The organism is Mesorhizobium sp. WSM4844 (assembly GCF_055811775.1).
Genome location: NZ_JBVVQB010000004.1, coordinates 16,544 through 34,915 on the forward strand (window position 1 = coordinate 16,544; position 18,372 = coordinate 34,915).

20 protein-coding genes are annotated in these 18,372 nt (G+C 58.3%); 10 read left to right on the forward strand and 10 right to left on the reverse strand.

Features of this window, described 5'->3' with window-relative positions; genetic code table 11:
• Positions 1-64 precede the first annotated feature (64 nt).
• The gene (locus AC0L2A_RS05055; protein ID WP_210334896.1) at positions 65-1,207 is read right to left on the reverse strand and encodes an MFS transporter; all 1,143 of its coding nucleotides are present in this window, start codon (positions 1,205-1,207) and stop codon (positions 65-67) included.
• A gap of 473 nt (positions 1,208-1,680) precedes the next feature.
• Between AC0L2A_RS05055 and AC0L2A_RS05060 the strand changes: the two genes are divergently transcribed.
• Positions 1,681-2,691, forward strand: coding sequence for an Lnb N-terminal periplasmic domain-containing protein (locus AC0L2A_RS05060; protein ID WP_473607848.1), 1,011 nt, complete (start codon positions 1,681-1,683; stop codon positions 2,689-2,691).
• 157 nt (positions 2,692-2,848) lie between these two features.
• Positions 2,849-3,703, forward strand: a complete 855-nt coding sequence (locus AC0L2A_RS05065) for an aldo/keto reductase (protein WP_091599410.1) — start codon at positions 2,849-2,851, stop codon at positions 3,701-3,703.
• A gap of 88 nt (positions 3,704-3,791) precedes the next feature.
• Here the strand turns inward: AC0L2A_RS05065 and AC0L2A_RS05070 are convergent, their stop codons facing one another.
• The 3 genes from AC0L2A_RS05070 to AC0L2A_RS05080 all read right to left on the reverse strand — a co-directional run bounded on the left by AC0L2A_RS05070 (position 3,792) and on the right by AC0L2A_RS05080 (position 6,254).
• Entirely contained in the window at positions 3,792-4,097 is a 306-nt protein-coding gene (locus AC0L2A_RS05070; RefSeq protein WP_023799134.1) for a hypothetical protein, read from the reverse strand.
• A gap of 138 nt (positions 4,098-4,235) precedes the next feature.
• On the reverse strand, positions 4,236-5,042 hold the full coding sequence (locus AC0L2A_RS05075; protein WP_473607849.1) for a class I SAM-dependent methyltransferase: 807 nt from the start codon (positions 5,040-5,042) through the stop codon (positions 4,236-4,238).
• Between the two features lie 159 nt (positions 5,043-5,201).
• Positions 5,202-6,254, reverse strand: coding sequence for an acyltransferase family protein (locus tag AC0L2A_RS05080; RefSeq protein WP_287230061.1), 1,053 nt, complete (start codon positions 6,252-6,254; stop codon positions 5,202-5,204).
• A gap of 588 nt (positions 6,255-6,842) precedes the next feature.
• On the opposite strand from AC0L2A_RS05080, the gene AC0L2A_RS05085 reads away from it, so the two are divergent.
• The gene (locus tag AC0L2A_RS05085) at positions 6,843-8,084 is read left to right on the forward strand and encodes a glycosyltransferase family 2 protein (RefSeq protein WP_473607851.1); all 1,242 of its coding nucleotides are present in this window, start codon (positions 6,843-6,845) and stop codon (positions 8,082-8,084) included.
• A gap of 299 nt (positions 8,085-8,383) precedes the next feature.
• Here the strand turns inward: AC0L2A_RS05085 and AC0L2A_RS05090 are convergent, their stop codons facing one another.
• The 3 genes from AC0L2A_RS05090 to AC0L2A_RS05100 all read right to left on the reverse strand — a co-directional run bounded on the left by AC0L2A_RS05090 (position 8,384) and on the right by AC0L2A_RS05100 (position 10,550).
• Positions 8,384-9,376: a polysaccharide deacetylase family protein gene (locus AC0L2A_RS05090; RefSeq protein ID WP_473607852.1), complete on the reverse strand. Its 993-nt coding sequence runs from the start codon at positions 9,374-9,376 to the stop codon at positions 8,384-8,386.
• 4 nt (positions 9,377-9,380) lie between these two features.
• Positions 9,381-10,049, reverse strand: a complete 669-nt coding sequence (locus AC0L2A_RS05095) for a class I SAM-dependent methyltransferase (protein ID WP_473607854.1) — start codon at positions 10,047-10,049, stop codon at positions 9,381-9,383.
• A gap of 264 nt (positions 10,050-10,313) precedes the next feature.
• Entirely contained in the window at positions 10,314-10,550 is a 237-nt protein-coding gene (locus AC0L2A_RS05100) for a hypothetical protein (protein ID WP_473607855.1), read from the reverse strand.
• Positions 10,551-10,837: 287 nt separating this feature from the next.
• Here AC0L2A_RS05100 and AC0L2A_RS05105 point away from each other — a divergent pair, with 287 nt between their 5' ends.
• Positions 10,838-10,990, forward strand: a complete 153-nt coding sequence (locus AC0L2A_RS05105; RefSeq protein ID WP_473607856.1) for a hypothetical protein — start codon at positions 10,838-10,840, stop codon at positions 10,988-10,990.
• Entirely contained in the window at positions 10,987-11,388 is a 402-nt protein-coding gene (locus AC0L2A_RS05110; protein ID WP_236377303.1) for a DCC1-like thiol-disulfide oxidoreductase family protein, read from the forward strand. Before AC0L2A_RS05105 ends, AC0L2A_RS05110 begins: the two co-directional genes overlap by 4 nt.
• Positions 11,389-11,579: 191 nt before the next feature.
• On the opposite strand, the gene AC0L2A_RS05115 is transcribed toward AC0L2A_RS05110, so the two are convergent.
• The 3 genes from AC0L2A_RS05115 to AC0L2A_RS05125 form a co-directional block, all read right to left on the reverse strand.
• Complete coding sequence (locus tag AC0L2A_RS05115; protein ID WP_473607858.1) at positions 11,580-13,079, reverse strand: thiol-disulfide oxidoreductase; 1,500 nt, start codon at positions 13,077-13,079, stop codon at positions 11,580-11,582.
• Positions 13,080-13,452: 373 nt separating this feature from the next.
• Positions 13,453-13,641, reverse strand: a complete 189-nt coding sequence (locus AC0L2A_RS05120) for a hypothetical protein (RefSeq protein WP_023799140.1) — start codon at positions 13,639-13,641, stop codon at positions 13,453-13,455.
• 81 nt (positions 13,642-13,722) lie between these two features.
• Entirely contained in the window at positions 13,723-14,355 is a 633-nt protein-coding gene (locus AC0L2A_RS05125) for a winged helix-turn-helix transcriptional regulator (RefSeq protein ID WP_473607859.1), read from the reverse strand.
• Positions 14,356-14,518: 163 nt separating this feature from the next.
• Between AC0L2A_RS05125 and AC0L2A_RS05130 the strand changes: the two genes are divergently transcribed.
• The 5 genes from AC0L2A_RS05130 (at position 14,519) to AC0L2A_RS05150 (ending at position 18,241) form a co-directional block, all read left to right on the forward strand.
• Positions 14,519-14,785, forward strand: coding sequence for a glycosyltransferase (locus AC0L2A_RS05130; RefSeq protein ID WP_473607944.1), 267 nt, complete (start codon positions 14,519-14,521; stop codon positions 14,783-14,785).
• Between the two features lie 167 nt (positions 14,786-14,952).
• Positions 14,953-15,285: a hypothetical protein gene (locus AC0L2A_RS05135; RefSeq protein ID WP_473607861.1), complete on the forward strand. Its 333-nt coding sequence runs from the start codon at positions 14,953-14,955 to the stop codon at positions 15,283-15,285.
• A gap of 269 nt (positions 15,286-15,554) precedes the next feature.
• Complete coding sequence (locus AC0L2A_RS05140) at positions 15,555-16,085, forward strand: class I SAM-dependent methyltransferase (protein ID WP_473607862.1); 531 nt, start codon at positions 15,555-15,557, stop codon at positions 16,083-16,085.
• A 253-nt stretch (positions 16,086-16,338) separates the two neighbouring features.
• On the forward strand, positions 16,339-17,295 hold the full coding sequence (locus AC0L2A_RS05145) for a glycosyltransferase family 2 protein (RefSeq protein WP_473607863.1): 957 nt from the start codon (positions 16,339-16,341) through the stop codon (positions 17,293-17,295).
• Between the two features lie 37 nt (positions 17,296-17,332).
• Positions 17,333-18,241, forward strand: a complete 909-nt coding sequence (locus AC0L2A_RS05150) for a glycosyltransferase family 2 protein (RefSeq protein ID WP_287292327.1) — start codon at positions 17,333-17,335, stop codon at positions 18,239-18,241.
• The last annotated feature ends 131 nt before the right edge of the window (positions 18,242-18,372 follow it).

Sequence of the window (18,372 nt, forward strand, 5' to 3'; positions counted from 1 at the left end):
TCAAACGCTTTGCCGCCGCGATCGATCCCTCCTGGCTAAACGCCCCAAACCGACAAGGCTGGCCTCACCGCTCCTCTGGGGGCTTCAAGTGCCGGAACTGCAGCAGCAGCAGCAGGTCATAAATGATCTTCAATGCACCGCAGATGAGGAGGGGCCAAGCTCGGAAAGAGGCAGCAAGCAGAGCGCCCGCCAGCGCCGGACTGGCTGCCGCGGCCAGACTGCGCGGGACAGATGTGAAGCTCGCGGCCGCCGCCCGCTCCGCTTCCGTGACAACGGCCATGACGTAAGATGAGCGCGTCGGGACGTCCATCTGCGAAAGCGCAGCGCGGACCAGCAGCAGGGCCAGTGTCAGAGGTAGCGTCGGCGCAAGCGCCGCCAGCATCAGGGCGATGCTGGACGGAATGTGTGTGAACACCATCGTGTTGATGAGTCCGATGTGCCGGGACAGCCAAGCTGCAACGGGGAATGAGAACGCCGAAAGCACGCCGGACCAGAAGAAGAAAAATCCCGCTTCCGAAAGCGACAGGTCGAATTTTTCGAACAGCCATAGGGCAAGCAGCGACTGGACGACAAAGCCGCCGGCGAAAGCATCAAGGCTAAAAAGAGCCGCAAGCTTGAGAACGATATTGCGCGAGGGGCCGAGCGCGGACGCGGTACCTGTGTCCGACGTGGGACGGCGCTGCGGGATCCGCGCGTAGAAGAGGCCGCCGAGCAGGCCGAGCAACGCGTAGAGCACGAACATGGCCTTGATGCCGGTGAGTTGGTCGAGGCCGGATGGAGCAACAAGATCAGGGGTCGCCGAAGCGAGTGCGCCAACGGCGCCTGCAAGCGCGCCCACCAAGCTGTAACGCGCGAACATCTTGGTCCGGGCTGCATCAGTGACTTCGCGTGTGAGCACGGCATGCTCTAATGGCACGAACACGCTGACGCTGCCGGCCGACGGGTTGATGGTGCCTGCGAACGCGATCACCAAAAGCAGCGCGTAGTCATGAACCAGGGCAAAGGCCACACCCGTGGCGACCATCAGACTGGTGGCGGCAAGCAGGAGACGGCGGTGATCGTGTCGGGCACCAAGGACTCCGACGGCGATGGTCAAGAGCGCTGAACCGAGTAGCGATGCGGTCGCGATGATGCCGACCTGCAGAGGCGTGAAACCCAATGCGAGCAGGTAGACTGGCAACAGAACGGCCACGAACCCATCGCCCATATCGCGCAGGGCTCGGGCCGCAAAAAGAAAGGTCGTCGGGTGGATCCGCTGCACTGGCCTAGCCTACTCTCATGACCTGCGTCGGCGTCACCGCGCTCGGCAGCGACGCTCGGCAAGGCGGAAAGATCATGACGGAGTCGCGTTAGATATTCCAGCGAGGCGAGTATCGGTTTTGTTGGACTGGAACAGAGAGAACCTGTTCCGGGTAGATGGACGGGCGTTTGCGGTACGGATGGATGGATGAAGGAACTTGTTAGGGCCCGTGAGCTCGCGCGGTCACTTCATCGAACGGCCGATGCCGAGCGCGTCCGTTTCGCGTGGGCACCTTCTCGCTCGCTCCACGCCTGCGAAATCCGCGGCAAAAATGGTATCAGACCGATTGGTGCTCCAATATGGACATGTAGAGTTGTTGTCTTCGAGCGTTCCGTGAGAAATGGCATCCAGGCAATGACAGACTGCCAGAGGGGGAATAAATGCGTCGCATCGCTCGGATCTCGCTTGCCATCATCCTTTCGCTGGCCGTCGCAATCCTGACTGCCTGGGCCGGACTTGCCATGTGGTATCGTCTGCCTGTGGCTGAGCTTGGACGGGCTCTGGCCGGCGTCCTGTTCATCTTGTTCGGCCTCGCCACTATCATCGCCCTCTTCAGCCGGTTTCGCATCAGGGCGCTTGTCCTGTTTGCGGCTGCGTTAGCTGTGGTTCTGGTTTGGTGGAGCACCATCAGGCCTTTCGATCACGCGGACTGGGCGCCCGACGTCGCCCGTCAGGTAACCGGCACACGCGACGGAAACCTGTTGACGCTGACTGATGTGCGCGACTTCGAGTGGCGTAGCGCTACTGATTTCACCGAACGCTGGACAACGCGGACCTACGACCTCTCCAGCGTTCAGACGGTGGATCTCTTCATGTCTTATTGGTCCGGGACCAAAATCGCCCATGTCATCATAAGCTTCGGCTTTGCAGGAGGCGACTATCTTGCCTGGTCGATTGAGGTGCGGCGCCATGGAGGCGGCAAGTTTTCACCCATGGCAGACCTGTTCAAGAGCAATCCCCTGGTCATTATTGCGGCTGATGAGCGAGACGTCGTCGGCGTCAGGTCAAACGTTCGCGGAGAGGATGTCCAAATCTATCGGCTAAAAGTGTCACCGGAAGCGGCCCGGGCGCTCTTGCTGGAATACGTCTTGGACGCAAATGCACTTTCCACGACTCCAGAATTCTATAATTCCATCACGACGAACTGCACGACCACGATCGTCAAGATGATGCGAGCCGTCGGTGACGTGGTGCCTCTTGACTGGCGCCTCATCGTTAACGGCTATCTTCCCGAATATGCGTATGCACGGGGTGCGCTCGATGTCAGCTTGCCGATGTCGGTTTTGAGGGAGGCAGCCCACATTGACGGCCGTGCGCGGGAGTCGGGCCTTTCGCCAGATTTTTCGAGATCGATCCGGATTGGCGTGCCATCCCCCGGTCCAATTTATTGATCTCTGGAACCATGTTTGGAAACGCTGGGCGGTTCGAACCGGATCTCATCCCGGCTTCACGGCGCACTTCTACTTTCTCCACCTGTCGACTCGCATTGGCGGACGCCGCGCCTAGATAAGCACTGCGCTGGGCGGAGCGATGCAGAAGGACCTGAGCATGCCTGAACAAATTACCCTGACTAAAGCTGAGCAGATCACATTGAACGATGGCTCAGCCATTCCCCAGATCGGCCTTGGCGTTTGGCAGGTCGATCCAGCCATTACGGCCCAAGTCGTGAGTTGGGGAATCGAGGCCGGCTACAGACTGATCGACACCGCCGAAGGCTACCAGAACGAGGAAGGCGTCGGGCAGGCGATCCGCACGGCTGGCGTGCCGAGGAGCGAACTGTTCATCACCTCGAAACTGCGCAACGGCGCGCATCAGCGTGACGCCGCCCGGCGGGCTTTCGACGAGACGATGAACAAGCTCGGCATCGAACAGATCGACCTGTTCCTGATCCACTGGCCGGTGCCCAGCCAGGGCAAATATGTCGAGGCGTGGAAGACGCTGATCGAACTCAGGCAATCCGGCCGGATCAAGTCGATTGGTGTTTCGAATTTCAACCAGGACCATCTGGAGCGGATCATCGGCGAGACTGGTGTCACACCCTCAGTCAACCAGATCGAACTCCATCCCCGGTTTCAACAGCGCCAGACCAGAGAATTTCACAGCACGCACAACATCCGCATCGAAAGCTGGAGCCCGCTGGGCAGCGGCCGGCTGTTGAGCGACCCGACCCTCGAAAAGATCGCCGGAAAACACCGCAAGTCCGTGGCGCAGGTGATCATCCGCTGGCATCTTCAGGAAGGGCTGATCGTCATTCCAAAGTCGATCCACCAGGATCGGATTGCCGCCAATTTCGACGTCTTCGAATTCGAGCTGGATTCAAAGGACCTCGAGCTCATTCGAGGCATGGATTCATCAGACGGCCGTACGGGCGCGAACCCGGCCACGGCTGCGTTCCTGTTCTAAGCAAGCTTGAAGAGAAGGAGCCGACGGGCGAACTGCCAATCTCCCCCACTTGGGGGGAGATTGGCAGCTGTGACGATCGCGCTCAGCCTCATATCCCCGATCCATCCAGCAGCGGGACATCTTCTTCGTCCCAGGGGCTCGGCAATGAACCCTTGCTCAGATTGGCTGTCGGCAGTGGCATCCAGCATTTCAGCTCGGGCTCGGCGTATTCAACCACGCGTCCGGGCGACGAGTCGGAAGCGCGCCAGCCTTCGCTGCCGAACTGGTCGGCTCGAGACCAGTAAGCCAGGTCGACTTCCGCTGGCCCCTGCTCAGACGGCCGAACTGTGACCAGGATTCGGCTGCCATCCCTTGGCGCGCTCGACATGTGACGCCAGCGATCGGGCTCGTCCATCGTAATCTCCTCGCGCAATCTGCATCTCGGCTGTCCAGACGAATAGTCGCTTCGCGCACAAGGCCGGTCAACCCGAACTTTGCGCCGGCAGTCTATGATTGGCCGCCTGCCGGTTTGGCGCGACATGGCTGCCGGTCATCAGCGCACCTTCGCCTTGACTGCCCAGGCTCTGGTTTTCAGGGGAATGGACCCGCCCTCGCCGCGCGGCAGACTGTCGCGGAGCCTCTCCATCAATCTCTGGCGAGCTGCGGGGTCGAGACTCATGCAGTAGCCGGGCGCCGGTCCCGCACCCAGGGTGAAGGGGCGCCAGTAGTCCTCAAAGTCCTTGAACACGGCCGGCATTTCAATCCGGGTGGAGTCGATGGAGCCCAGGCCTGCCTTCTCCGCGAGATCGGTCAATCCATCTTGTGTGCAAAATGGAAAACGCCTGTCTTCGGTAAGGTCGATGGCACCGGGGTCAAGCGCCGTCGCAGCGGTCCAGAAGGCCCGCATGAATTCCACCCCGCCGCCGGGATAATCCCACACATAGAATCCAATAGTCGCTCCAGGGCGGGCCACCCGCCGCATCTCGGCGAGCGCCTTTTGCCTGTCGGGAACGAAGTTGAGAACGAGCGCCGAAACGACCATGTCCATGCCGCCCGATTCGACTGCCAGGGCCTGCGCATCGCCTGCGAAAAACGCGACACGTTCGTCCGGCACGTTCGCGCGCGCCTTGGCGAGAAAGCCCTCCGACAGGTCTATGGATACCAGGCTCCTGGGATTGCAGCGCGCCAGGATGGCTGCCGACAGCGCCCCGGTTCCGCAACCCACCTCCAGCCAGTCCAGACCCTCCGCCGGATCGAGCCAAGCCAGGAACGGTGGAGCGATCTGACGGCTCCATCGTCCCATATAGAGGTCGTAGCTATCCCCGGCCTGCCAGGCGTCGTGGCGCGTTGCCTCAGCCATCGCAATCTCCTCCCCTGATGATTTCGACCCGTCGGACCGGGAGAATACGCCCGCCGCGCTCCCGGGAACAGGGGCCAGGAAGGTCTGCCCGGAATCGTACTCGGATGCCCACACGCTCGGCCGAAACGGGCCGGCAAGGCAGACGATCCGCGTTCTTGCTCAGCCTGCCCGGAAGGCGAGGCTCCGCCTCATCAGTTGGATGCTGAGCGCCAGGTCTCCGCTTCCGATGAACCAGGGCGACAGTATCCGGGACGATCTCAGTCCGCGATAGAGCAGATAGGGAAGTCCGAGCGACAGGGCGATCAGCACCAACTCGGAAGACATTCCGAAGTCCCGCAGCGTGAAATGAACGAACTGATGGACGAACATGATCACCAGGGAGGCTGCGCCGATTTCCGCCAACGGAGCGATGCGCAAGCTCGGCATCGCCATGAAGCGGACGAGGCCGAGGATAAAGGTCGAGATCGCCAATGCAACGAGCAGGCCGAGAAGCGGCGGGCCGAAGATGGCGTTCTTCATGCTGAAGGTAAAGTCGGAACCCGTCCGCGCCGCCGCGAGCGCGACCCCGGCAACCGCCACGACAAACACCGCCGACCACAGCGCGCTCATGCCGCGTTCGCGCAGGAAATGTCCGAACCAGAATGCGCCGATGGCGAGCGGCACGTTCGTCAGAGCCAGCGGCGCGCGCACCTCCTGCCAGTAGGCCTGGATTGAATAGGCGAGGCCGACGGATGCGCCGACAAAGATCAGCATGCCGGGATCGGTCGGTCCGCTGGTCCTGATCGCGACCTCGTTGTAGACGAGTTGCGTGGCGACGAGGCAGGTGACGAACCAGAACACGCCGAGTTCGCGCGTCAGGTGCCGTCCGCCCAGCAGCGCGTCGGTGATGAGTTCCCTGATCTGCCAGGGCGCCGGGGTGTCGCCGCGCAAAAAGTCCACAACGAGCACGCTCGCCATGATCGCGCCGAGAAACATCACATAGGGAATGAGCAGGCCCTGGACGCGCTTCCGGAAAAGCGCCTTCCTCTCCGTCACGGCAAAAAGATAGCCTGAAATGATGAAGAAGAACGGCATGAAGAACAGCGATGCCGTAAAGTAAATCGGGTGCGCCCAGCGCCAGGTGCTGTGGTCGAGGACGTGGGCCATGACGACGAGGGTGATTCCCAAGCCCTTGGCAGTGTCCAGCCAGGTCTCACGTATGGGAAGGTTCAACTTCAGCGTTTCCTGGATACGGCTTATCGGCCGGCCCGGTCCTTCGGTTTCGATGGCGATTGTGCACCGCATCATACTTTGTGGCAAGCGCGAATTGGCTCGGATGCTCCGGATTGCCGATAGTCCCATTCAGTCGGGCGATACCATTCGGCTTCTACGCCTACATGTTCGTAGGGGGCGTCAACATCCGGAAAGAGCCCTTCCGAGACCTTCGGGGGCCGTTTTCCGTTCAAAAATCCGACATGCGCGCGACCAGCGCTGCTGACCCGTTGGCGACATTCAAGTTTCGGAGGCAGAGCAAGTCGCGACCCCAATTCGGACGTCGGCGAGGCTCCACAAGCTGTTGTGATGTCGATGCGGCCGCGGAGAGTCGGATCCTGGCGTTCGCGCGGGATCTAAGTGGCTACCTCCACACGCCGGAATACTCCCTCGACGCACCATCGGCCGCTGAGCTGCCTTTTGCCATCTTGAACCGGAGAAAAAGTTAACCTTCTACGGACTAATGGCCGCCGCGAAGGCGCGCTCACCATCCTGTTCGCGATATCCTCAAAAGGTCACGAGCGTCCGGATGCCTTGGACAGGACCACTATGCCGCAGGCTTCCATAGTCGTACACAATCAGCCCATGCTAATCCTCGAAGCGGTGGCTTCACTTAAGGCGCAATCCCTCGCCGACTGGGAAGCCATTCTCGTTGACGACGGGTCAACCGATGGAACACCCGCCGTGCTTCAGAATCTCGCGTCCCATGACCCCAGAATTTCGCTCTGGTTGCAGACACAGCGAGGTGCTGCTTCGGCCAGAAACACAGGGGCGGCAAAAGCAAAGGCAGATTGGTTGCTTTTTCTCGACAGCGACGACTGGCTCGCTCCTAATGCCCTTGGCTCCCTATTGCGCGTTGCCGGCCAGGATGTGCATCTTGTGCACGCCTTAGGCCTTCGCGTGTGCGGGAGCCGCAGCCAGGATCGATCGCAGGTACACCTGCCCGGGGGCGACTTATTCCATCGCCTTGCATCAACGGCAACGTTTATGGTCCATGCATGCATTTTGAAAAACTCGACCTTTCACGAGCTTGGCGGTTTTGATGAAACATTGATGGGCTGCGCAGACTGGGATCTCTGGCAACGTGTCATCCGGTATGGCGCCCTCTGCGGGGGCGTTGATGAGTTCGTGGCCTTTTATCGCCAAACAGAATCCTCGCTCAGTACCTATTACGAGCAGGAGTTTCGAGACGGTCTCATCGTCATCGCCCGCGGGCACGGCCCCGATCCCCGAGTTCCAAGACCCCATCCCATGTATGCCGAAGGCGTATCCCCTGCAGAGTTCCCCGCTGCGGCATATCGCTTTGCCAGTTGGTTGGCGGGTCTTGCAATCGCACGCAAGCACTCACTCCAGGGCGTCTTGAGAGGAATGCAAGTTCTTCCTGCCGAGCCCTTGGCAGCTTCTGATATCGGAGCAGCCTTGTTCGACGCCATTCCCATCGGATTAGGCGACTTCAGGCCCAATTGGGAAACCTGCTGGCCTACACTGAAACCTCACCTTCAAGAGTTCATAGAAAAAATTGGCACGATTGCTCACTGCGGGCCTTCTTTCGTGAACGACGTGCTGGACCATACAGAACGTCTCGCCGCTACCGCTAATGCGTCCGACATCATCGGCATTGTTGGAAGTGTGGCCCCGCGGGTCGTCCGAATTCCCGGAGCCATTCCGCAGATCAATCTTGGTCCAGGCATCAGGTCTTTCATTGCCGTCGTTCGCTCCGATCGAGCCGAGGTCGAACAATTGAAGTCCTCGTTGACCAGAATTTCTCTAGTGCACGTGTTAGGGAGATGAACATCGAGCGATACTTACGAGAGGTGTTGTTGACTTATTTCAAAAGAGCTCCGTTTTCTATGATTTTTGGAACGACCCCACATTTAATCGTTCAGAAGATACTTATCTCATCTTTTCCAAAGTTTCTACGAGAGCGCTCGGTGGGCCCTTTGCTCAAGAAGCAGATCTGCCAAGCCTTGATGGCGCAGAATTTCGTACTTCCGATCGTGGAGACTGGCGTGACCTCGACCCGACTGAAGGCCAGATCACGAGCTGAACAATGACCCCGCGACCGCGCTCGCCGAACATGGGCTTATGCATCAATTTGCGTCCAGATATCCGACAATGCTCTTGTTCGTCATCATGATCCGCGGCAGCACCAGAGGGAGGTCCGTGTTCGCCACAGGTCTGGGGTAGGCCGACACGGCGCAAACCAGCCCCGACTCTTTTGCGCATTCGATGGTCAGGTCGGAATAGTCGCCATAGGGGTAGGCGAATGTGGTGCATGGGCGGGACGACAGGTCCTCGCACGTCCGGCAGCTTTTTTGGATCTCCTTCAGCTGGATGTGCCGATCCCACAATGGGAGGGAAACGTGGGTGTCCGTGTGACCTGAAATGTCCAAGCGCGACCTTCGCGAGAGCATTCGGGCTTCATCAATTGTCATGGGTCGGTGGCTGGTTCGAGGTGCCAAGTCACTGCCGACCTGGCGAGCGAGTGATTCGATTGCTTGGTACTGCACATCAAAAGAGGCCGGCTTCAGAACCTTCCAAAGCTTGAGATAAGCCTGTTCGCGCGCAGTTCGGGGCGGCTCATGCATAGCTCGCCAACCTCGGCCCAATTGGTAGTCATCGGCCTGTTCACTCAGATCAACATGAGCATCGCGACCGGCGACGACGATGGAGGCTGGTCCTGCGGCCCTAGGATCGAAGATAACCCGTTCGAGAGCATCGTTCCAGAACTCGTCGGTTTTCCCGAGCATGGACGTTACCAGAAAGAACGTAGCTGGAAGACCGAGCGTTTCCAGGACAGGCGCCGCGATTAAGGCATTGCACGCGTAGCCGTCGTCGAAAGTAATGGCTGCAGCGTCAGGTGGAAGGCTTCCTTCAATGTGCCTCGATGCGAGTTCGCGCAACGGCAGCACACGTCTCGTCTTTGCGAGGTCCCGCACCTGCTTCTCGAAATTGGTTGGCGAAACGGCGAGTTCCCACGGGTCCAAGTCCGTTGCAGCGATGCGATGGTACATCAGGATCACCGGCTTGAAGACGCAGCGACGTAAAACGCGGCGCAACCTTGTCTTGAGCGTCCAAGCCATTCTATTAGCCCTTTGTGGCGCATATCCCGATGGTGACAGGAAAGTGATGATCCTGCTCGTGTAGCATTTCTGGCTTGAGCTCTTCCGCAGCAATACCTTCGAGAAAGCATACCGCAGAGCAGACGTTTCCATAGACAGCAATATGCGTCGAGTCCGCCCCAAAGACATCCGAGAACAATCGGCGAGCGGAAGCTTCCGTCAGCGACCAATACCAGGTTTCATATTCCTGATGATGATCAATGGGCGTCAGGCCTGGCACCGTTACAAGTACGGTTCCACCGCTCTTGAGGAGCCGGAAGAGCGCAGAAACGGCCTTCTGCAGATCAAAGATGAGATGCAGAGTCTGGGTCAGTACGATCGCATCGAACTTATCGTTCCATTCTGCGCCCAGGCTCGTGAGGTCGCCAACGATCGTCGCGCGGGTATTTTCAGGGCGCAAGTCGACGATATCACGCTGTGTCGTTCTCGGTCCTCCGAAGCGAGCCGTGTAGTCGTCGTCCACGACTTCAAGCGTTCTACCGTGGATGCTTGACGCGTGTTCCGCCAGAAATCTTTCGATGTAGATACGATCAATTGGTGTTCCGCGATCATACCCGAAATTTCGACTGATCGGATCGGTCCGCTCAAAGTCGCCAAAGCGCACCCTTCCGACGCCGGGTCGGTCATATCTCATCAGCCGCCTCAATCGTTTCTTGACGATTTTCGGCAAGAGGCGATGGGCAAATATCCTACATTTTGCGTAGCGAACTCCCCAGGCGCTCTCAGGCATCACATACTGTCGGGTCCTGCCAAATGGTTTCACGCCTTGGCTTCGCGCTACTGGGGCTGCTGCCCTCTGAACGGTGAGCACCGTACCTTGGTCATCGACCTAGCTCCCGAGGGATGCGAACTCGGCATGACCACCTTTCGACGTGATTGCAACCCCATGTTACGGGTGTCAGTCGCGGGGCGCAAGACCTTCGTAACCTGGCGAGTACCCCGCGCCTCTCAGGATCACGCCAAGCTGGGAAAAGATGTTGCGATAATACTCCAGCAGCTTTTCACGATGGCGCATATCGTGGCGCACGCTGTGTGCCACACGAATATTGACGATCAGCGAAAGGATCAGGAGCCCGGCACCGACCAGGATGAAGCCGCCGATGAGGAAATAGCCATGGCCAGAGTTGAAATCCATGCGTATGCCGCGTCCCTGAACCCCAGACCGCGCAGACTAAAATTCAGCATTCCGCTTGATTTTTCGCCGATCCTCACGCATTGTTGCACTGCACAATATCGGGACAGTGCCGATGTGTCAGTTCAAGGCCTTTCGATAGGAAACGTTGACCGGCACCGGTTACCGTTATTGCGAAAGGCAGCGGGCTGTTGAAATCGATCGCGCTTTGACGTCGGATCGACCAGGTCCGTACCAAGCAGCAAAGGACCAAAATGCTTCGCGACTTGTCCGCCTACAAGAAAATGTTGATGCTCGGCATTGTCGGGCTGGTGCTCGTCGCTGCCTTCGACGCCTTCAGCAACCTGCCCGTCGTTTCCGGCTGCGGGTTCTACAGCAATTGCGCGATCGATGGCTCCGGAGAAGCACCGATCGAGACCAGTCAGGACGCGACGGTGCAATGAAGTCCCCCGGCAAGACGGCGCTTATCGTCTATGACGGCGACTGCATCTTCTGCCAGAGCTATGTCCGCTTTGCCCGGCTGCGCGACGCCGTCGGTCCTGTCGAGCTGCTCGACGCGCGCTCCGGCGATCCGCGCGTTGTCGGGTTTCAGCGCCAGGGCTTCGACCTGAACGAGGGCATGCTCTTCGTTTTCGAGGACCGCGTCTACCACGGCGAGGAAGCCATCAATCTCCTGGCGATCCTCAGTTCCTCTTCGACGTTTTTCGGCTGGCTCAACCGCAGGATTCTCTCAAACAGGACGGCCGCGCGGCTGATCTATCCGGCGCTTAAGCTCGGACGCCGGGCCACCCTGAGGCTTCGCGGCCGCTCGCTGATCCCTGCAGACCTCGAACGGCGCTAAAGCATGTCGCCCAAAAGCATGCCCTCGGGCCCTGACCCGAGGGTGCGCAGCGGTTTTGCGATAGCGACCATGGACTTAAAGCGGCGCGTTAATCTTACAGGCGCGACGCGCTTTGGACATTTCCTGACGAAATGGATGGCTTAAGTCGACGGCCCGGCGACATCTACCAATTTCATTCGTGAGAGCGGCGTTCAGTGGGTGCAGGCCTTCGGCCGCGAGAAATCCACCAACTTGAACACAAGCAGCTTGCGTTCGAGGAGGCTGGGCATTTCGCCTGCGAAGGTCGAGGCGTTGGCGCGGGTAATCGTCTCGCCATCCTTCACGTAAGTCACCCAAGCCTCGGGCTTCCGGCGCAGTTGTTTCTTCACATCGAGGAGGACGTGGTAATTGCCCGCCCGCGACTGCCGGACCAGATGGGGCTCCGAGGAATCAACGATCTTCACCACCTCGTTCTGATAGTTGAACAGGTATGGTGGCTTCGGAAAGAGCAGATGGTTGGTCTGGCCGGCTTCCGTGTGCAGATTGCTGAACATGTTGATGGAACTCTCCGTCTTGAGCCCGACATAGGGTGACAGGCAGGAGAGGAAGAACAAGCCCGGCACCAAATAGACCCAGAGCGGCTGGCGCGGCGAGGAGACGGTCCGGCAAGGCAGGTTCTGCAGGGCCACATGGGACAGCACGACCATCGCCGCGCCGCCCACTACCGCCCAAATGAGGATCCAGACGGAGTGGACCATCATGTCGAAGGAGCGCCCGGGAAAAGCATAGGTGAGCAGAATGACGAGAGTGACCGCCAACAGCATCATGGCCGCGCCCGGCAGCAAGATCCCGACCCGGCCGAACGTCTCGCGCAGCGGATTGGTAAACTCCAGCGAGCTGCGATAGAGCGCTTCGCTGGCGGGCGTAGGGATGCTCAGCACATACAGCGCGAACACTAGGCTGGAAAAGTCCATGTACCAGGAATAGGCCGAGATCGGAATCACGTAATGGAAGACGAGTGCGAGAATGAATCCCACGGCGAAATAGCGCTTCCAGTAGAGAGACACGATCGCGATCGCCTCTATGACGAAGGTTGCGAAGATCGCAAGATACCGGCCGAAAAGATTGTCCTCGAGGCCGAACGGACGAGCCAGAGGAGCGTAGAGGCCCACCGCGCAACTCACGGAAGGATCGAGGAAATCGGTGTTGATCTTGTGGAAGATGCCGTAGAAATACATGATGGCGAGCAGCGCCCGGGCGACGACCCGGATCTGCTGGTAAAGGGCCATCCGGTCCAGGGCGGCGCCGCGGCCGGCGGCCCGTAGATAGAGCACCGCTGCGCTGAGCAGGATAGCCCCATTCATCACCGCCGTGATCGTCTTATTGTTCGAAGCGACCGGCATGCGCAGCGCGTACAGCACCAGCGATACCATCACGAGCCCCATCAAAAGCTCGGTTCGCCGCGGGTACAGCAGGAGTAGCAGGCTGAACAGGACGACCGACCAGCTCAGGGCGGCAAAAAGCGGCCCCTTGTAGCCAAGCATGGAATAGATATCACCGGCGATACTGAAGATCGCCGCCATTGCCCAGAAAGGGGCAAATGCGGACAACCCGTCAAATGTGGTGTCCCGTCCGCTGACTTTCGTGATCTTGCCGAGACCAACGTTCCATAACGGCGTCGTGCTCGAGTACTGTGGCTGCCCAATAAACACCAGTTAAGCCCCCTCAAGTTCCCCTGCAGGTTCTTTGGCGTCCAACTGGGGACCACTTGCCGCCTTCGGAACCGTTGCTCTATGTTGCACTGCAACATCAGCACGGGCGCAGAGTAAGAGTCAATCCGGCGTTGTCGGTAGCTCCTGCTACCGAGCATCAGCCATTGGGAGAGGGTACGGCGGACCCAAAGCGGTATGCGTTTGATTTGAACTGGCCATCCCGCTCCATTTGTTTCGCCCGCACCTGCATGTCACCCAAGGCATGCCCTCGGGCCTGACCCGAGGGCGCGCAGCAGTATCAAGACAACGACATGTCAAGAAACAAGAACTTGAAGCGGCGCATTAATCCTGCGGATGCGCCGCGCTTCGCCGACTAACGCTGCTTTGCCGTTCTGGGAAATTCCACCACGTCCGCGGGCGGGCGCTTGTACTGGGCTGCGACGATTGCATCGATCAGGATGTCCAGGGCGGCGCGCGCCGCGCTGCTCGTCTCGTCATCGCCGCGCAAATAGTGGCAGGCTCGTTCAAGATGGAGGTGGGCTGCGGCAAAGTCACTGGTCATGGATTCTCCTTTTGCCCGCCGCTGGACAAGGATGGCCCATTTCGATTTACCCAAAGGCGAACATCCACAGCTGGATTTGAATCAAATATGGCGGGTTAACCAGATCTTCAGCATCGCGAGGCGACCTTGCGGCTGCGGACATGTGTTGAGTTCCGCCTCAGGCAACAGACCCGCTCCGGAGACCGGGGCGGGTTTTTGCTTGAATGGTGCTTCGGGTCGAAGCCGGCACCCGCAATCGGCGCAGGCAGGCGTCGGTTGCGGTTCGACAGAAGCGGATGCCGAACTGCTGATCCAAAGCACCCGTGGGCGTGCGCGGCAGAGCGACGAACCCATTACCACCGTAGGCCTCGGTTCCCAGGCCGGGGTCTGCCTGCACCAGGCCGCTTTACGCTGCGATTTCCATGCCTCGTGGTGCTTGCCCCAGGCCGACATGACTGTCACCGCATCGTTCAGGCTAAAGCCGAGCGGCGTGATCGAGTATTCCACGCGAGGCGGCACCTCGTCATAGGCGCGCCGGCTGATCAGCCCGTCGGCTTCCATCTGCCGCAATTGTTGGGTGAGCACCTTTTCGCTGACGCCAGCCAACAAGCGGCGCAGTTCGGCAAAGCGGTAAGGCCGCAGGTGCAGTTCCCATAGCAGCGAGGTTTTCCACTTTCCGCCTATGGCCTGCAGCGCGGCAGCAAAACCGCGGCTGTCTGGTTCCTTGCGCCTCATTTGGCAGCTCCTGTCATGATGGCGATAGCTTACCTCAAGGTGCGTACTCTCAGGGAACGAACGGAAGTTCTGAGTACTCGCGCCCTATCTCAGAAATGTACAGGGCCAGGGCGGCGGTCGAAATATCGCTGAGGGAATGTCGCCGCTCAAGATCTTCGAGTATATGGCGCACGGCAAACCGATAGTATCCTCCGACCTGCCAGTTATCCGTGAAGTTTTGAGGGATAGAGTTAACAGCCTTCTGGTGTCCCCAGACAACTTGTCGGACTGGGTCAAAGCCCTTCAGCGCCTGCGCGAAAACAAGGTGTTTCGGGATCAGATTGGGCTGCAGGCGAAGACGGACTTTCTGGCCAAGCATAGCCGCATCGCACGCGCAACCAACATATTAAAGGAAATCGAAAAGCGGATGCCGTCGAGCGGAAGCTTATAGGGCTGCACAGTTTGTCTTGTTTGGCGGCCGTTGATCCAAGTGTCGGGCATCGCGCCTGCAGTCAATGTCGTCTGCTACGCCATCAAGTCCATTGCGGGCAGCGAGATTTCGAACGAGGTTGCCGAGGTCGCAATGTCGTCTTTTCGATAAAGGATCTCGTGGACGGAGTGGACCGACACGCCTGCGGCTATGGCTACCAGATCAACGTCAGCCAATTGATGCACTCGGGCAGCGGCGAACCCTACCGGATCGCGATCTGCGGCGGCGAGTCGACGGAACCGTGGCCGGAACCGACGTCTCCGGTCGAGGCCGGCCTGCGCGAGAAGGCGATGGACTTGGTCGGGTGGAGCTACGAGGAAGCAGGGCTGAGGCCGCAGCCGGACCTCGAAGTCGGCGGAACGCAATGTCCCACCTGTTTGTTGCACTTGACCTGGCTTCCGGAGGGGCTTACGCCGTGGCGATGGCGAGCAACGCCTAAACGCGACCAGAGCGGACCGTAAACCCTCTTCACCGCGAGGAGTCCCGTCATGGCTAGAGAACAGTTTCTGAGAAGATCGACATCGGTGTTGACTAGGGCTCGGCGGCTCGGACGAAATATCCTGCGCTGGCTGGAGGGAGACAGCCGATCCCAACAGCTCAGCGACGAAGTTCTGTTTTGGAGACACTGGTTCTCCACTCAGGGATCATTCTGGCCAGAGGACTACAAGCAACGTCTCTTGACCCCAATTTACCAATTCAGGATCACGTTGGTCGATATGTCGACAGGTTGATGACCAACCCAGTTTGCATACTCGATGTGGGCGCTGGCCCCTTAACGAAGCTCGGCAAAGTGCATGCCTCGAAAGAGGTGATTACTGCAACTGACCTGTTGGCATCAGAATATGATCAAGTTCTGAGGGATTTTGGGATCCAACCTCTTGTGCGAACAGTCTTTGGTGACGCCGAAAACCTTAGCAGCCAATTTGGAGATAACAGTTTCGACATCGTGCATGGACAGAATTGTATAGATCACACGGCTAGTCCACTCAAGGCAATACAACAAATGCTCTCGGTCACAAAACATGATGGTTTCGTCGTGCTTTATCATGCTGAAAACGAAGGAAAGACGAAATCGTACAAGCAGCTGCACAAGTGGGACTTCACATGTGAGAAAGGACATTTCGTTATCAGAGGGCCTGGACCGGGCGGGGAGTCGGTCGATGCCACTGACGCGCTGGCCGCGGTAGGTTCTGTTGAATGTAGCTTGGATGACGGCGCGGTGCTTGCTGCAATCCGAAAGCATCCGCAAAGACGTCAGTGATATCTGGTCAACTTGCTCGCAGGCGGCCTCCTATTTCGGGGGCATGGGTTCAGATAGCGGTCACCTGAGGTATCGCGGGGTAACACTTCGGTTCCGCTTCGCTCCACCTCCAATCCTTGGCACCCACTGCACGCCTAGTTGAGGAGACCACACCAACTTGCTATAATGGTTAGCCTGCTTTTCCTGGACTGCCAACGGGATACTACCCCGCATTCGGGTATTGGACCCTCTCCAGGATTGAGGCACTTCAGAAATGTCGAGCATAACGCCACTTGCCAAACAGGAACGGAAGTACTTGGTGGAATCGCATCGTCCCCTGGTCTCGATCATAACCCCGTTTCTAAACGCAGGTTCCTTCTTACAGGAGGCAGTCGAGAGCGTGTTGGATCAAACTTACACAAATTGGGAATTAGCCCTTATTGACGACGGCTCTACAGATGAGAGCACAGACGTCGCCAAACGTTACGCGGAGCAGTCGCCGGGTAAAATTCGATACTTAGAGCATTTCGGGCATCGAAATCTGGGGGCGAGTTCATCGCGCAATCTAGGGCGCGAACATTCGTCAGGCGAGTACATTGCATACTTGGATGCCGATGACGTTTGGCTTCCAGATCGACTGGAGCAACAATTATCAATTTTTGAAATGATAGCAGAAGCCGGTATGGTGGTTGGGTCGACGGTATATTGGCATCGGTGGACGGGTCGCGCTGAAGACAAAGACAAAGATGAGTTTGTGCTCGTCGGTGCACCTCAGAACAGCTTGGCGCGGCCTCCTGCTCTGCTCTCAGCGTTGTACCCTTTGGGCGAAGGCGCGTCGCCGTCGATGAATTCTGTGCTGGTGAGATCGGATGTTGTCGACCGAATTGGGGGTTGGAACGATGAATTCAAACGGGTATTCACAGACCAAGTGTTCCTGGCGAAGGTATACACCTCGACGCCTGTTTACGTTTCCAGCGCCTGTTGCGACTATTACAGACAGAGGTCTACGTCGAGCAGCCAAATCGTACGCCAAGAAGGTGAGTTTCATAAGTGCCGGCACCAGTTTCTCGTTTGGTTGGAAGGTCATATGATATCTGTTGGGATGGAGCAATCAAACGAGTGGAGAAAACTTCAGCGCGCACTTTGGCGGTATCGGCACCCAGTAATGGGTCGAGTCGCGAGAACGTTGACCCGCGCGTACAGCAGTCTGACGAGCTCGAGCGCGCCGTGAATACGAGGTGCGTCTAGAGATAGAGAGGAAGCTTACCGTGGGCGAGCGGGATCCACTCGTTAGTATTGTTATCACATGCTTCAACCACGGCACCTTTTTGCAAGATGCCTTTCACAGTGCTCGACGGCAAACCTATCGAAATGTCGAGATACTGGTGGTTGACGATGGGTCGACTGACAACTCGCTTGAGGTGGCGAACAAGTTAGAACATGCCATTGTTCTTCACCAGAGGAACGCCGGATTGCCGTCAGCGCGCAACGCCGGGTTGCTTAAGTCGACTGGTGCCTACGTGACGTTTTTAGACGCCGATGATATTCTGTTGCCCAATGCAGTCGAGCTGGGCGTGGCCGCACTCATCACGCGGGCTGGATACGCGTTTGTATGTGGCGGGCACCGTGGGGTGTCGCTGGATAGAGTTGCCCTGTGGGAACGGTCGCCCGCATACGAAGGCGATCCTTATAAAGGATTTCTTAGGGGCAATTTTATCGCGATGCACGGTACGGTACTCTACGATCGCTCTATCCTGGTTCGGGAGGGAGGTTTCGATCCGGGATTGGAAGCCTGCGAAGATTATGACGTTTACCTGCGCCTTGCTCGAAAGTACCCGATCGAAGTGTACAGCGAAATAGTTGCCGAGTACCGCCAGCACGACTATAACATGTCACGTAATTACCAAAAGATGCTGCGGAGCGCATTGTTGGTTTTAAGGCGCCAAAAGATGCACACCGGCAGCGACCGATCCTATAAAGCAGCTTATAGAGACGGCATAGGCTTTTGGAAAAGATTGTACGGTAGGCAAATGATCAAGGCAGCTGTGCGGGATCTAAACAGAAGCGGGAAATTCAGGAGCGCAATTCTGACCCTTGCGTGGGCTGGCCAGCACGCGCCGGCTGCTTACATCGATCTGATAGCATCATCACTAGGTTATCCCCGGGGACCCCATTGACGTGCTGAGCAGGTGGCGTCAGGTGCCGCGCCTCTCGCAGGCGACTGATTTGCTAGGTCGGAGCTTCTAAACCAATACCAGGGCAGGGAAGCCAGTGAATTGTAGTGTGGTTTTGGATTTGAATTTCCTGA